This window comes from Halomonas sp. 113 (genome assembly GCF_904067645.1).
In the GTDB taxonomy this organism is placed as follows: domain Bacteria; phylum Pseudomonadota; class Gammaproteobacteria; order Pseudomonadales; family Halomonadaceae; genus Vreelandella; species Vreelandella titanicae.
The window spans coordinates 261,146-273,705 of sequence record NZ_LR881453.1 but is presented as its reverse complement, the minus strand read 5'-3'; the positions used below and the strand labels follow the sequence as shown (position 1 = coordinate 273,705).

Sequence of the window (12,560 nt, the reverse complement as noted above, 5' to 3'; positions counted from 1 at the left end):
AAGACTTATGTTTCAAAATCAGCGCGATTATAGCAGACCCATCGATGCCTTCGACGCTCTCCGTTTATAGCTGACCAGTCGTTATCTAGTTCTCCCACACAATCGCCAACTCTTCATCACCGGCCATACGCATCAGGTGGCGCTCGACGACCCCCTCCAACTCATCCAGATGCTCCTCTTCCAGGGTTTCGAGGGCCACCACCAATTTATCGGCCTCAGCAACCATTAAGCAGGTGCCAGTGGCAAACGTAATGGTGGCCTGCTGATCGCTTTGCTCGACCTCCAGCTTATGCGCCCAGTGTTTACAGAGCCGATTAATTAAACGCTCGGCGGAAGGCGTGGCAACTTCGACACGAGATAAAGGCATAGCGGCCTCTCCAAAAATGTAAGTACTTACAAACCAAGTAATCCTTCAACAATGAGCCGTTAGAGCCAAATATGTGAAGCCATCACCGTAGGATAAATGCTCAGTATAAAGCGTAGCATGTTGACCATTAAGCGCGGCACCCTAATAATGCCGCCCAAACGCTAATCAGTTACAATAGCAATTGCATCTCTGTGCTATCACCGTTAATGCGCATCAGCGATGCCGCCCTGTTAACCAATATCGACCAACGAGTTAAAAAATGCTCAATTCTCCGCGCTTAAAAATCCTGCTTGGTACGCTTATCACGTTTGCTTGCGGCGCCACTGCTATGGCTGACGCTATCACCGTCACCGATGTCGCTGGCCGCGAAATCACTCTGGATGGCCCTGCCGAGCGGGTTATTTTAGGCGAAGGGCGGCAAATTTATCTGCTCGGTTTACTCGAACCTGAAGCTCCTTTTGCCCACGTGGTCGGTTGGCGCGAAGACTTTTCTCAAGCGGATCCCGACAACTATGCCCGTTACGCCGAACGCTTCCCAGAGATTGAAGCGATCCCCACCTTTGGCGGCTTTAAAGACGGCACTTTTGACGTAGAGCAGGCCGCCTCGCTTAATCCTGACGTAGTGCTGATGAACATCGAGGCCAAAGCCGCCACAGAAGACGCCGCCTACGACGACAAGCTGGCACAACTCGGCATTCCCATCGTCTATGTGGATTTTCGCGAAGACCCGATTGAACACACCATTCCCTCCATGCGCATCATCGGCCAGATCATGGACGATGAAGAAGCGGCGGAAGAGTTCATCGAGTTTGCCGAGACACAGTTGGCACGGGTAACCGATGTCATCGCCGAAGCGAACCCAGAGCGCCCCAGCGTGTTTATTGACCGGGCCGGTGGCTACTCCGACGAGTGCTGCATGAGCTTTGGCCCTGCCAACTTTGGCGACTATGTCACCCTGGCTGGCGGTAGCAATATTGCCGAGGGCATCATTCCTAACAGTTTCGGCAACCTGAACCCTGAACAGATTATTGCTGCCAACCCTGATCATGTGGTTGTCACCGGCGGCAACTGGGATGCCTATGTGCCGGGTGGCAACTGGGTCGGCGTAGGCCCTGGGTCTGATATGCAAAGCGCTCGCGCTAAGCTTGAAGCACTGACCGAGCGCACCGCGATGACCGGCATCAAGGCGGTGGAATCCGGTAACTTCCACGCCATTTGGCACCAGTTTTACAATAGCCCCTACTACTTTGTGGCCGTGCAGCAGTTAGCCAAATGGCTACACCCAGAGCTGTTTGAAGACCTGGATCCCAACGCCACGATGGAAGAGCTACACGAGCGTTTCTTGCCCATCGATTATGAACCCGGCTATTGGATCTCGCTCCATGACGACTGAAACGAAGTTCACTGAAGCCAGTCTTTCAGAGACCAGGCACCCAGAAACTGCGTTAGCAGAGCATGTTTCACAGGGTCGCGCCTTCTACCATAGCCAGGTTTTCCGCCGCCAGATGATACTGGTGGCACTGGTTTTAGCGCTGTTTTTTAGCCTCTGTGTTGACCTGGCGCTGGGGCCTGCCCGCTATAGCCTGGGTGAAGTCATCGCAGCGCTGTTTACGCCAGACAGCGTTAGCCAGCAGGCGCGAGTCATTCTGTGGGAAATTCGTATGCCAGTGGCGCTGATGGCGCTAGTAGTGGGCGCCAGCTTGTCGGTGGCCGGGGCACAGATGCAAACCATTCTGAGCAACCCGCTAGCCAGCCCATTCACCCTGGGGATCTCCGCCGGGGCCAGTTTTGGCGCCGCGTTGGGGCTTGCTTTTGGTGTCGCCATTGTTCCCGCAGCCATTGAGTTTGTGGTGCCCATCAATGCCTTCGTGATGGCCATGTTCACCGCGTTCTTAATTCATGCTTTAAGCCTTAAGCGCGGCGTGACGGTAGAGACGATTGTGCTGCTCGGCATCGCCATGGTGTTTATCTTCAACTCGCTGATGGCGCTGATTCAGTTCTTTGCAAGCCAGGAAGCGGTCTCCGCGGTGGTGTTTTGGACGATGGGCAGCTTAACCAAAGCCACCTGGCCCAAGTTCTGGATCGCCCTTAGCATTCTTGCCTTATCCATGCCGCTGCTTGCCCGGCATGGTTGGGCGCTGACGGCCATGCGCCTGGGCGACGCCAAAGCCGAGAGCATGGGCGTCAATCCCCGCGCGCTGCGTTTGGAAGTGCTGGTGCTGGTGTCACTACTTGCCGCCATCGCGGTGGCGTTCGTGGGCACCATTGGGTTTATTGGCTTGGTGGGGCCGCATATCGCGCGCATTTTACTGGGCGAGGATCAGCGTTTCTTCCTACCAGGCTCGGCCCTGTGCGGCGCACTGATCCTCTCCGTTGGCTCGGTCATCTCCAAGATTATTATTCCTGGCACCATTATTCCCATTGGCATTATCACCTCGCTGGTGGGCATTCCCTTCTTTCTATTTCTGGTGCTTAACCACAAGAAGGCCTCATGGTAACCCTACAACTGAACCGTGTATCCGCTCGCTACGGGCGTCGCCCTATTCTGGAAGAGATCACCACGCCTTGCTTTCAAGGTGGGCAAGTCGTGGCCTTGCTGGGGCCCAATGCGGCGGGTAAATCGACACTTTTTCGCCGCGTGTTAGGATTATTGAAAGGCGAAGGCGAAGTGATCATCAGCGGCACCAGCGCCGAGCGCCCCGTGGGCTATATGCCCCAGGACACCGGTGCCAAGGCCGTGCTGACGGTCTATGAATCAGTGCTTTTGGCACGTATGCAGGGGCGCGGATTAAAAGTGCAGCCTGAGGATTTAGCGCAGGTTGATCGCGCGCTGGAGGAACTCAGCATTACGGCTCTTGGCGAACGCGATATCGGCGACCTTAGCGGCGGCCAGCGCCAGTTGGTCAGCGCTGCCCAGGCCCTGGTGCAAGAGCCCGAGATTCTGATGCTGGACGAGCCCACCTCGGCACTCGACCTTAACCGTCAGATCAGCCTGTTGACGGTGCTGCGCCGGTTAGCCGACGAGCGCCAAATGCTGATTCTGGTAGCACTCCATGACCTAGGGCATGCGCTACGCTTCGCCGATGCCGCCATGATGCTCGAAAATGGTCGCTTGATTGCCTGCGGCCCCACTGCCGAAGTGATTACCCCTGCGCTGCTACGTCAGGTTTATCGGGTATCTACGCGTATCGAGTCCTGCTCGAAAGGTCAGCCGCAGCTTATCGTCGAAGCCGCTATCTAGCCCTTTTCCTAAGCCGCCGCCCTTCCATCGCCGCTAGCGCTACCCCACTTAACATCAGCGGTAGCGCTAGCAGGAAGCCGCTGGAGACCGGTATTCCAAACAGCACCCAATCGGCGAGGACGGGCCACACCAGGGCAATATATTCAAAAGGTGCCAAACGCGACGCCTCGGCGTAGCGTAGAGCTAATGTCATCGCGATATGCGCAGCACCGCCAAACAGGCCCGAGAGCACCAACAGCGAAAACTCTACCTGATTGAGTGCCGCCCAGCCCAGTGGGAGCGTTGCCAGCCCGGCTAGCGCGGCCACTAAAATAAAGTAGAAGGCAATTGAAGCCGCTGTCTCGGTGCGTGAAATACGCCTGACGGTTAATAAAGCACCTGCCGTTAGCAGCGCACCCAACGCCCCTAGCGCATACCCGACCACTTGGCCGTTACTGGAACTGGCATTGAGCCCAGGCAAAATCAGCACGGCCACCCCGGCAAGCGCCAGCACCACACCACCCGCGCGATTAAGCGAGCAGCGCTCCCCCAGCAGCAGAACACCACCAATCGCCATAAAGACCGGGGTAAGCTGAGCGAGCAATGTTGCCTCGGCCACTGGCAACAGCGCCACCGCAGCAAAGGAGGCAAACATTGCCGCCGCCCCCAACCCAGAGCGCAGCGCATGACCCAGCGGGCGGCGCGTAGCCAACCCACGTGGAAACTCCCGCCGCAGCAAAAGGAAAACGACGATAGGCAGCAGCGCAAACAGCGAGCGGTAAAATACCGACTGCCCCACAGGCACTTCGTCACTGACTGCCTTAATACACACCAGCATCCCGGTAAACAGGGCACCTGACAGTATCCGCAGCAAAATACCCATGGTGGGCCTTTCTTCAAGGTGATCCATTGCGTGCAGTATTTCCTAAACAGCAAAAACCCCCGGTGAACCGAGGGTTTTTGGACTAAACACCTAACTGCTTACTATTATCTCAGACTTACGGCTTCATATCTTCAAAGAAGCTTTTCACGCTATCAAAGAAGCCGGTTTTCTTCGGCGAGTGGTTGTGGCTATTGCTGTCGTCGAAGCTTTGTTGCAGCTTGCGCAACAGGTCGCGCTGCTCGTCGTTAAGCTTCACCGGTGTTTCCACTACCACTTTGCACAGCAGGTCGCCGGGCATCCCACCGCGCACGGGCTTCACGCCTTTACCGCGCAGGCGGAACAACTTGCCTGTTTGGGTTTCCGGCGGAATCTTCAGCTTCACGCGGCCATCTAGCGTCGGCACTTCAAGCTCGCCACCTAGCGCTGCATCAACAAAGTTGATCGGCACATCGCACTGCAGGTGCTTGCCGTCACGCTGGAAGATGTGGTGCGGCTTGATCGCCACCTGCACATACAGATCCCCAGGCGGGCCACCGTTCACGCCGCTTTCGCCTTCGCCATTCAAGCGAATACGGTCGCCGGTATCCACACCGGGCGGAATCTTAACGGACAGCGTGCGTGTCTCACGTACACGGCCTTCGCCATTACACTTATGGCACGGCACTTTAATGTGCTGGCCAGAGCCATGACAGGTCGGGCAAGTCTGCTGCACAGCAAAGAAGCCTTGCTGCATACGTACTTGACCGTGACCGTGGCAGGTAGGGCACGTCTCTTTAGAAGAGCCGGGCTCAGCGCCGCCGCCATCACAACGATCACACTCGATATGCCGCGGCACACGGATATCCACCGTGGTGCCTGAAACGGCGTTTTCCAGATCCAGCTCTAGGTTATAACGCAGGTCGGAACCGCGTGCCGGGGCATTGGGGCCACGGCGGCGACCGCCACCTCCGCCAAAAATATCGCCAAACACATCGCCGAAAATGTCGCTGAAATCACCAGCGCCAGCACCGCCGAAACCGCCGCCACCTTGGCCATCAACGCCCGCATGGCCGAACTGGTCATAAGCAGCGCGTTTTTCGCCGTCGCTAAGCACTTCATACGCTTCGGACACTTCGCGGAATTTTTCCGCGGAGGTGGTATCGTCCGGGTTTCGATCAGGGTGGAATTTTTGCGCCAGACGGCGATAGGCCTTCTTGATCTCTTTCTGATCGGCCCCTTTTTCGACACCCAGGACTTCGTAATAATCGCGTTTGGACATAGGCCCTACGCCTCCTGGTTAGCTACGCACTCAACTGCACATTTAGCTATGTATTCAACTGTATATTTAACTACGTGATACTTAACTACGTGCGTCTTGGCCGCGGAAACAGCAACGCGGGAGTAAGCTCCCGCGTCACCGCTTTCCTTGGCAGAAAGAGGATGTTACTGCTTTTTCTGATCGTCGTTGACTTCTTCGTACTCGGCGTCAACTACGTCTTCTTCCGGCTTGGTGCCCGCGTTTTCGGCACCTTCACCGCCCTCTTGCTGCGCCGCTTCGGCCTGCTCGGCGTACATCTTCTGGGCTAGCTGGCCAGAGGCTTCGGTCAGTGCATCCAGTTTCTTCTGAATGTTATCGACGTCGTCACCTTTAACCGCTTCTTCCAGCTCGCTGATGGCCGTTTCAATCGCCTGCTTCTCGTCGTCAGTCGCTTTGTCGCCAGCTTCTTCCAACGTTTTGCGCGTAGCGTGAATCATACCGTCAGCTTGGTTACGCAGCTGCACCAGCTCTTCGAACTTTTTGTCCTCTTCGGCGTGAGCTTCGGCATCACGTACCATTTGCTCGACTTCTTCCTCGGACAGACCGCTAGACGCCTTGATGACAATCGACTGCTCTTTGCCAGTGGCCTTGTCTTTTGCCGATACGTTCAGAATACCGTTGGCATCCAAGTCGAAGGCGACTTCGATCTGCGGCACACCGCGCGGTGCAGGCGGAATGTCAGCAAGATCAAAACGACCCAGCGACTTATTCTGCGACACTTGCTTGCGCTCACCCTGCACTGCGTGAATGGTCACCGCCGTTTGGTTGTCATCCGCCGTTGAGAAGGTTTGTGTCTTCTTGGTCGGGATGGTGGTGTTCTTTTCGATCAGCGGCGTCATCACGCCACCCAGGGTTTCGATACCCAGGGTAAGCGGGGTAACGTCGAGCAGCAGAACGTCTTTAACGTCGCCACCCAGTACGCCGCCCTGAATCGCGGCACCAACGGCAACCGCTTCGTCCGGGTTAACGTCTTTACGTGCTTCTTTGCCGAAGAAGTCAGCGGCTTTCTTCTGCACCATCGGCATACGTGTCTGGCCACCGACCAGGATCACTTCGTCGATTTCAGAGGCAGATAGGCCTGCATCTTTCAGGGCCATTTTGCACGGCTCGAGCGAGCGCTGAACCAGCTCTTCGACCAGTGACTCCAGCTTGGCACGAGTCACCTTAACGTTAAGGTGTTTCGGGCCAGTGTTGTCGGCGGTGATGTAAGGCAGGTTCACATCGGTCTGCTGAGCGCTAGACAGCTCAATTTTGGCTTTTTCGGCAGCTTCTTTCAGACGCTGCATGGCCAGGTTGTCGCCAGACAGATCAATGCCGCTGTCAGACTTGAACTGGTCTACCAGGTAGTTGATCAGCGCCAAGTCAAAGTCTTCGCCGCCCAAGAAGGTATCACCGTTGGTGGCCAACACTTCAAACTGGGTTTCGCCGTCGACATCGGCAATTTCGATGATCGAGATATCGAAGGTGCCGCCACCCAGGTCGTAGACCGCGATGGTTTTGTCGCCGCGGGATTTGTCCATACCGTAGGCCAGTGCGGCAGCGGTCGGCTCGTTAATAATGCGCTTAACGTCCAGACCGGCAATGCGGCCGGCGTCTTTGGTCGCCTGACGCTGGCTGTCGTTGAAGTAGGCCGGTACGGTAATGACCGCTTCGGTGACTGCTTCGCCCAGGTAGTCTTCGGCAGTCTTCTTCATTTTCTTCAGCACTTCCGCGCTTACCTGCGGCGGTGCCATTTTTTTGCCTTTTACTTCAACCCAGGCATCACCGTTATCAGCTTCGCTGATTTTGTACGGCACCATCTTGATGTCTTTCTGGACAACGTCGTCTTTAAAGCGACGGCCAATTAGACGCTTGATGGCGTACAGGGTGTTTTCTGGGTTAGTAACGGCCTGACGTTTAGCCGCCTGACCTACCAGCGTTTCACCATCATCGGTGTAGGCGATGATAGAAGGCGTCGTACGACCGCCTTCGGCGTTTTCGATAACTTTAGCGCTGTCACCATCGAGCACGGCCACACAAGAGTTAGTGGTGCCCAGGTCGATACCAATTATACGTCCCATAGCAATACCTCGAATTCGGTTGTTACAAAACTGAAAATTTAGTTTTTAAAGCTTGTCTGCGGGTTTCCCCGCGGGGTTGCCCTTTATTTGGGGGCCGCCGCTGACATTTCAAGGGCTTTTTTTCACACACTTTTTTCAAACTCTGTGCCGCCAGTGGCTTAATCGGCTTTTTTACTCACTACAACCATCGCTGGGCGCACCAAGCGTCCATTGAGTAAATAGCCTTTCTGCATAACGTCCATCACGGTGTTCGGTTCGAGATCCGGGTTAGGCACCATGGTCATGGCTTCGTGCACTTGCGGGTCGAAGGGTTCACCATGGGGTTCAATGCTTTCAACGCCGAACTTGTTGAGTACATCCAGCTGCATTTTCAAGGTCATGGAAACACCTTCACGATGAACTTCCGATGCACCCTCTTCCATGGTCTCAAGCGCTTTTTCCAGGCTATCCACCACTGGCAGCAGCTCTTTAACGAACTTCTCCAGGGCAAACTTGCGGGCTTTTTCCGCTTCCTGCTCCGCACGGCGGCGCACGTTTTGCGCTTCAGCGGCGGCGCGCAGGGCCTGATCCTTGGCTTCGGCCAAGCTCTGCTCTAACTCACCTACTTGGGCTGCCAGCATTTCCGCTTCCGGGTTGTCGACGCTGTCTTCTAGCGCCTCTTCGTCATTGATCAATCCTTCCAGTTCGCCCTCCATCAAGCGCTCTTCAGCAACCTTCTCAGCTGCTTGCTCGGCGCCATCGGCGTCTTGCTCGTGGCGGGCCAGCTCATCGTCCATTGGTGTTTGCGGTTCTTTCGCCATGTTGTGCTCCTAAAAAGTAGAGCGCGGCCACGCGGGCGGCGCGCAAAGAAGTAAGCTTTAAGTCACTAGCTTTGACTGATCATGCACGCTATATGGGGGCCATAAATTCCATCTCAAGAGGTGCATTGAAGTGAGTTATTAACTACTGTATAAATCAACAACTATTGGATAAGTATCCAGCTTCTATGCTGTACCGCCTCAGGAGGCGCCATGCTTACTCAGCTAGCTATTCAAGATTTCGCCATTGTCGATCACTTAGAACTCGACTTGACCGGCGGTATGACCGCGATTACCGGGGAAACCGGCGCGGGCAAATCGATCCTGTTAGGCGCCCTTGGGCTCTGCCTGGGCGAGCGTGCCGACGCCGGAAGCGTGCGTCACGGCCGCGAGCGTACGGACCTCTCCGCACGCTTCGACATTCAGCACCTGCCTGCCGCCGTCGAGTGGCTAACGGCGCGGGAGCTTCCCGCCGAGGAGTGCTTGCTGCGCCGTGTGGTCACCGCCAACGGCCGTTCCAAAGCCTGGATTAACGGCCAACCCGCGACTATCTCGGATCTAAAATCCCTCGGCGAGCAGCTGATTCAGATTCATGGACAGCATGCCCACCATGCGCTGATGCGCGAAGAGACCCATCTTGCCCTGCTGGACGATTACGCAGGCCTAAACGATGCCACCACTCAATTAGCTGAAACGTTCCGCGAGTGGCGCAGTGCGCGTCGGCAGTTGAAGAAGCTAAGCGAAGAAGGCAGTGAAGTTGAGGCCAAACGGCAGCTGTTGCGTTACCAAGTAGAAGAGCTGGATCAGCTCGGTTTAGCGGAAGGTGAATTAGCCACGCTAGAGGAAGAGCAGCACACCCTGGCTCACGCGGAAGAGACCCTGCGCGAAACCCAGTTTGCCGCCGACTGCTGCGCCAGTGACGAGGGCGGCGCTCTCTCTTTGCTCAACCAAGCGTTCACCCACTTAAGCGCCCTGCCAGGTAGCGACAAAGGCACCCTGGCGAACACGCTTGCCATGCTGAGCGATGCGCGCATTCAAGTGGAAGAGGCCTCCAGCGAACTCAATCGCCTCGCCAGCACCACCGAATTAGACCCTGAGCGGCTCGCCTGGGTTGAAGAGCGTATGACCGACGTCCATCGGATTGCCCGCAAGCACCACGTTGCTCCTGATGAGCTATGCGCCCTGCATGCTGACCTACAGCGGGAAGTCGCGCAGTTAGAAGAGGGTGGCAATGACCTGGAGGCACTCAGTGCGCGGGTCGTCGAGCTACGCGAAGACTATCGCCAAGAGGCGAAAAAACTCAGCGAGAGCCGTCAAAAAGCCGCACTTCGCTTGGGTAAAGAGGTGCAGCAGCAACTGGGCTTTTTGGCCATGGGCAAAGCCCGTTTTGAAGTGGAGGTCACCGCTAAAGACGCGCCCTCCCCTGAAGGTCTCGATCGCGTGCAGTTTTTGATTAGCGCCAACCCCGGCCAACCCGCTCGCCCATTGACCAAAGTCGCCTCCGGCGGTGAGTTGTCGCGGATTAGCCTGGCGATTCAAGTGGTCGCGGCGACGCACTCAACGGTGCCCAGCCTGGTGTTTGACGAAGTGGATGTGGGTATCTCGGGGGCCACCGCAGAGATCGTTGGCCAACTGCTGCGCAAACTGGGCGAAAACGGCCAGGTCATGACCGTGACCCACCTACCCCAGGTGGCAGCACAGGCGCACCAGCACCTGCATATCGAGAAACAGGCGAAGCGCGATACAACGCTGACCCAGATGGCGCTACTCGACGAACAGGGCCGCATCAGCGAACTGGCGCGCATGCTGGGCGGCGTCACGCTTTCTGACCAAACCCTCGCCCACGCTCGGGAGATGCTGCACGCCAGCCAACGCCCGCCGCACTGATTGAGCGGGCGCCCTGCGCCGTTTCTGTGCATTTCTATAGCGCACAGCTATACAGCACATCTGCACACAGCAAAACAAACGCCCCTGATCCACTTGGCGAATTCAGTTAACCAGGAATTCGGCCAAATGGCTCAGGGGCGCTTATATTTCGAACCGCGATTAACGGTCTGCGACTAACAGCGACCTACGAACACTATTTCTTGTTCGTCGGCCCGCTGTCCTGGCGCGTCACGTCGGAACCGCGCGGACGTACATAGAGCACCAGAGCATGATCCACTAGTTCGTAGCCGTGCTCTTCAGCGATTTCTTGCTGACGGCGTTCAATGATTTCATCAACGAACTCAATGATTTCACCGCTTTCTAGGCACACCATGTGGTCATGGTGATCCTCTTGGGTCATCTCGAATACCGCATGGCCTCCGTCGAAATTATGACGAATTACCAAGCCCGCTGACTCGAACTGAGTCAATACGCGGTATACGGTTGCCAAGCCAACATCTTCGCCCGCATCAATCAGTGTTTTGTACACTTCTTCCGCGCTAAGGTGGTGCTGACCCGAAACATTTTCGAGAATTTGAAGTATCTTGACGCGCGGCAGGGTCACTTTTAGACCGGCTTTGCGCAATTCATGGTTCTGATCGGCCATGGTCGCTCTTCGCAGTAACTGGTTAGGTCGGGTATGATCAACCGAAACCACGATAGTGAAGAATAGGCCCAAATGCAAAAATTGACTCAAATCATCACGCTCTCCGTTGCCCTTACTGTCATTAGCGGCTGCAGCTACGTAGGCGTGTACAAGCGCGATATTCCCCAAGGCAACCTGGTCACTCAGGAAATGGTCAGCCAGCTTCAGCCAGGCATGACCCAAGAGCAGGTGACTTACGTAATGGGCAGGCCATTGCTGGAAGCGCCCTTTGACGCCAGCCAGTGGGATTATGTGTTTCGTTTAGATAAAGCGTATGGCGACGTAGAGCAGCGTCGCGTAACGCTCACCTTCGATCCCCAGGGCCGCCTGGTGAACATTGAGCAAGAAGGGGATCTATCCAAAGAGCTACCGCTTGAAGGCGATAGCAGCATGGGGCCTGCAACGGAAGGCGTTGATCCAATGGATGCCCTCCCTACAGAGAGCACCCAGACGCGGCCACCTGAGGGCACACAGCCTGTTCAACAGCCTTAAAAGCGGTTAACGCTTCGGGTCGCTCGCTTGACGCTTAGCGCGCTCTAGGCGAGCGGCCTTGGGGTCGATCGCCAACGGCCGGTAAACTTCGACCCGATCCCCGTCGCGTAATAGATGGGTATCGGGTTCGCGTAGCGCTTTACCGAAAATGCCCAGCGGCGCCTGAGCAAAGGTTTCGCCGGGCACATCAGGAAAGAGCGTGGGCAAATCGGCCAAGGCAACGGCCTGACGTGCCGTAGTGCCCTCAGGCACGCGCAGAGCCACTATGCGCTGTTTGGAAGGCAACGCGAAGGCTACCTCAACCGTAAGCGCTTCAGCGCCCATACAGCTCGTTTGCGCGCTTGGTGAAGGCATCGACTAGCTGGCCAGCGATTTGCTGAAAGAGTTTGCCGAACGCCATACTGAGCAGCCGGTTGGCGAACTCAAACTCCATCTCAAGGCTCACCTTGCAGGCATCCTCCCCCATGGGGATAAACAGCCAGCGACCTTTAAGCCGCTTGAACGGCCCTTTTACCAGCGACAGCTCAATACGCTCGGGCGCAAAAAGTTCGTTGCGCGTGGTGATGGTTTGCTCAACACCGGCACGACCCAGGGTCATTTCGCCGATCAGATGCACATCATCATGTTCGAGCAAACGCGCCTGGCGGCAGCCTGGCAAAAACTCCGGGTAGCGTTCGAAGTCGTTAACCAGATCGAACATTTTCTGGGGGGTGTGCCGCACTAAGGCGGAACGATTGACGGTTGGCATTGACCTCTCCGCTGACTTCACAGTGCCCAAAGCGTATCATGGGAAACATTTTTCAGACCCTAAATGGTATCACGCCTCCCCAAATAACGAAGGGGAAGCCACTGACAGATTAATTATGAGGTTC

Annotated in this window: 13 protein-coding genes; 5 read left to right on the top strand and 8 right to left on the bottom strand. The window is 56.2% G+C overall.

Going from position 1 to position 12,560, the window contains the following annotated elements:
• Positions 1-85 precede the first annotated feature (85 nt).
• Positions 86-367: a DUF2218 domain-containing protein gene (locus tag YERSI8AC_RS01490; RefSeq protein WP_022520719.1), complete on the bottom strand. Its 282-nt coding sequence runs from the start codon at positions 365-367 to the stop codon at positions 86-88.
• 259 nt (positions 368-626) lie between these two features.
• Between YERSI8AC_RS01490 and YERSI8AC_RS01485 the strand changes: the two genes are divergently transcribed.
• From YERSI8AC_RS01485 to YERSI8AC_RS01475, 3 genes are read left to right on the top strand one after another with little or no spacing between them, the layout of a single operon-like run.
• Positions 627-1,760: an ABC transporter substrate-binding protein gene (locus tag YERSI8AC_RS01485; RefSeq protein WP_159175954.1), complete on the top strand. Its 1,134-nt coding sequence runs from the start codon at positions 627-629 to the stop codon at positions 1,758-1,760.
• Positions 1,750-2,865, top strand: a complete 1,116-nt coding sequence (locus YERSI8AC_RS01480) for a FecCD family ABC transporter permease (RefSeq protein WP_051052127.1) — start codon at positions 1,750-1,752, stop codon at positions 2,863-2,865. Before YERSI8AC_RS01485 ends, YERSI8AC_RS01480 begins: the two co-directional genes overlap by 11 nt.
• Positions 2,859-3,608 carry an ABC transporter ATP-binding protein gene (locus tag YERSI8AC_RS01475; RefSeq protein WP_159175953.1) on the top strand — a complete coding sequence of 250 codons (750 nt, stop codon included), beginning with the start codon at positions 2,859-2,861 and terminating at the stop codon, positions 3,606-3,608. Before YERSI8AC_RS01480 ends, YERSI8AC_RS01475 begins: the two co-directional genes overlap by 7 nt.
• Here YERSI8AC_RS01475 and YERSI8AC_RS01470 read toward each other — a convergent pair.
• From YERSI8AC_RS01470 to grpE, 4 genes are all read right to left on the bottom strand, one after another.
• On the bottom strand, positions 3,601-4,497 hold the full coding sequence (locus tag YERSI8AC_RS01470; protein WP_159175952.1) for a DMT family transporter: 897 nt from the start codon (positions 4,495-4,497) through the stop codon (positions 3,601-3,603). The genes YERSI8AC_RS01475 and YERSI8AC_RS01470 overlap by 8 nt on opposite strands.
• 88 nt (positions 4,498-4,585) lie before the next feature.
• Complete coding sequence (gene dnaJ / locus YERSI8AC_RS01465; RefSeq protein ID WP_022520724.1) at positions 4,586-5,728, bottom strand: molecular chaperone DnaJ; 1,143 nt, start codon at positions 5,726-5,728, stop codon at positions 4,586-4,588.
• Positions 5,729-5,892: 164 nt separating this feature from the next.
• Positions 5,893-7,827: a molecular chaperone DnaK gene (gene dnaK / locus YERSI8AC_RS01460; protein ID WP_009287914.1), complete on the bottom strand. Its 1,935-nt coding sequence runs from the start codon at positions 7,825-7,827 to the stop codon at positions 5,893-5,895.
• A 158-nt stretch (positions 7,828-7,985) separates the two neighbouring features.
• The gene (gene grpE / locus YERSI8AC_RS01455; protein WP_027958234.1) at positions 7,986-8,627 is read right to left on the bottom strand and encodes a nucleotide exchange factor GrpE; all 642 of its coding nucleotides are present in this window, start codon (positions 8,625-8,627) and stop codon (positions 7,986-7,988) included.
• A gap of 210 nt (positions 8,628-8,837) precedes the next feature.
• Here grpE and recN point away from each other — a divergent pair, with 210 nt between their 5' ends.
• Positions 8,838-10,511, top strand: a complete 1,674-nt coding sequence (gene recN, locus YERSI8AC_RS01450; RefSeq protein WP_159175951.1) for a DNA repair protein RecN — start codon at positions 8,838-8,840, stop codon at positions 10,509-10,511.
• A gap of 193 nt (positions 10,512-10,704) precedes the next feature.
• Here recN and fur read toward each other — a convergent pair whose 3' ends face one another.
• Complete coding sequence (gene fur / locus YERSI8AC_RS01445) at positions 10,705-11,157, bottom strand: ferric iron uptake transcriptional regulator (protein ID WP_007111850.1); 453 nt, start codon at positions 11,155-11,157, stop codon at positions 10,705-10,707.
• Positions 11,158-11,229: 72 nt separating this feature from the next.
• Here fur and bamE point away from each other — a divergent pair, with 72 nt between their 5' ends.
• A complete protein-coding gene (gene bamE, locus YERSI8AC_RS01440; protein WP_027958232.1) occupies positions 11,230-11,688 on the top strand; it encodes an outer membrane protein assembly factor BamE in 459 nt (152 codons plus the stop codon).
• Positions 11,689-11,694: 6 nt separating this feature from the next.
• On the opposite strand, the gene YERSI8AC_RS01435 is transcribed toward bamE, so the two are convergent.
• Together YERSI8AC_RS01435 and YERSI8AC_RS01430 are read right to left on the bottom strand one after the other, a co-directional pair.
• Positions 11,695-12,012, bottom strand: a complete 318-nt coding sequence (locus tag YERSI8AC_RS01435; RefSeq protein ID WP_133731610.1) for an RnfH family protein — start codon at positions 12,010-12,012, stop codon at positions 11,695-11,697.
• The gene (locus YERSI8AC_RS01430; protein ID WP_022520728.1) at positions 12,002-12,436 is read right to left on the bottom strand and encodes a type II toxin-antitoxin system RatA family toxin; all 435 of its coding nucleotides are present in this window, start codon (positions 12,434-12,436) and stop codon (positions 12,002-12,004) included. Before YERSI8AC_RS01430 ends, YERSI8AC_RS01435 begins: the two co-directional genes overlap by 11 nt.
• Positions 12,437-12,560: the final 124 nt, after the last annotated feature.

What these genes read in the sequence shown, in the direction of transcription:
- recN (WP_159175951.1), top strand. Translation starts at nt 8,838, where the DNA reads ATGCTTACTCAGCTAGCTATTCAAGATTTCGCCATTGTCGATCACTTA.
- bamE (WP_027958232.1), top strand. Translation starts at nt 11,230, where the DNA reads ATGCAAAAATTGACTCAAATCATCACGCTCTCCGTTGCCCTTACTGTC.
- YERSI8AC_RS01470 (WP_159175952.1), bottom strand. Translation starts at nt 4,497, where the DNA reads ATGGATCACCTTGAAGAAAGGCCCACCATGGGTATTTTGCTGCGGATA.
- dnaJ (WP_022520724.1), bottom strand. Translation starts at nt 5,728, where the DNA reads ATGTCCAAACGCGATTATTACGAAGTCCTGGGTGTCGAAAAAGGGGCC.
- YERSI8AC_RS01485 (WP_159175954.1), top strand. Translation starts at nt 627, where the DNA reads ATGCTCAATTCTCCGCGCTTAAAAATCCTGCTTGGTACGCTTATCACG.
- fur (WP_007111850.1), bottom strand. Translation starts at nt 11,157, where the DNA reads ATGGCCGATCAGAACCATGAATTGCGCAAAGCCGGTCTAAAAGTGACC.
- YERSI8AC_RS01435 (WP_133731610.1), bottom strand. Translation starts at nt 12,012, where the DNA reads ATGGGCGCTGAAGCGCTTACGGTTGAGGTAGCCTTCGCGTTGCCTTCC.
- grpE (WP_027958234.1), bottom strand. Translation starts at nt 8,627, where the DNA reads ATGGCGAAAGAACCGCAAACACCAATGGACGATGAGCTGGCCCGCCAC.
- YERSI8AC_RS01490 (WP_022520719.1), bottom strand. Translation starts at nt 367, where the DNA reads ATGCCTTTATCTCGTGTCGAAGTTGCCACGCCTTCCGCCGAGCGTTTA.
- YERSI8AC_RS01480 (WP_051052127.1), top strand. Translation starts at nt 1,750, where the DNA reads ATGACGACTGAAACGAAGTTCACTGAAGCCAGTCTTTCAGAGACCAGG.
- YERSI8AC_RS01430 (WP_022520728.1), bottom strand. Translation starts at nt 12,436, where the DNA reads ATGCCAACCGTCAATCGTTCCGCCTTAGTGCGGCACACCCCCCAGAAA.
- dnaK (WP_009287914.1), bottom strand. Translation starts at nt 7,827, where the DNA reads ATGGGACGTATAATTGGTATCGACCTGGGCACCACTAACTCTTGTGTG.
- YERSI8AC_RS01475 (WP_159175953.1), top strand. Translation starts at nt 2,859, where the DNA reads ATGGTAACCCTACAACTGAACCGTGTATCCGCTCGCTACGGGCGTCGC.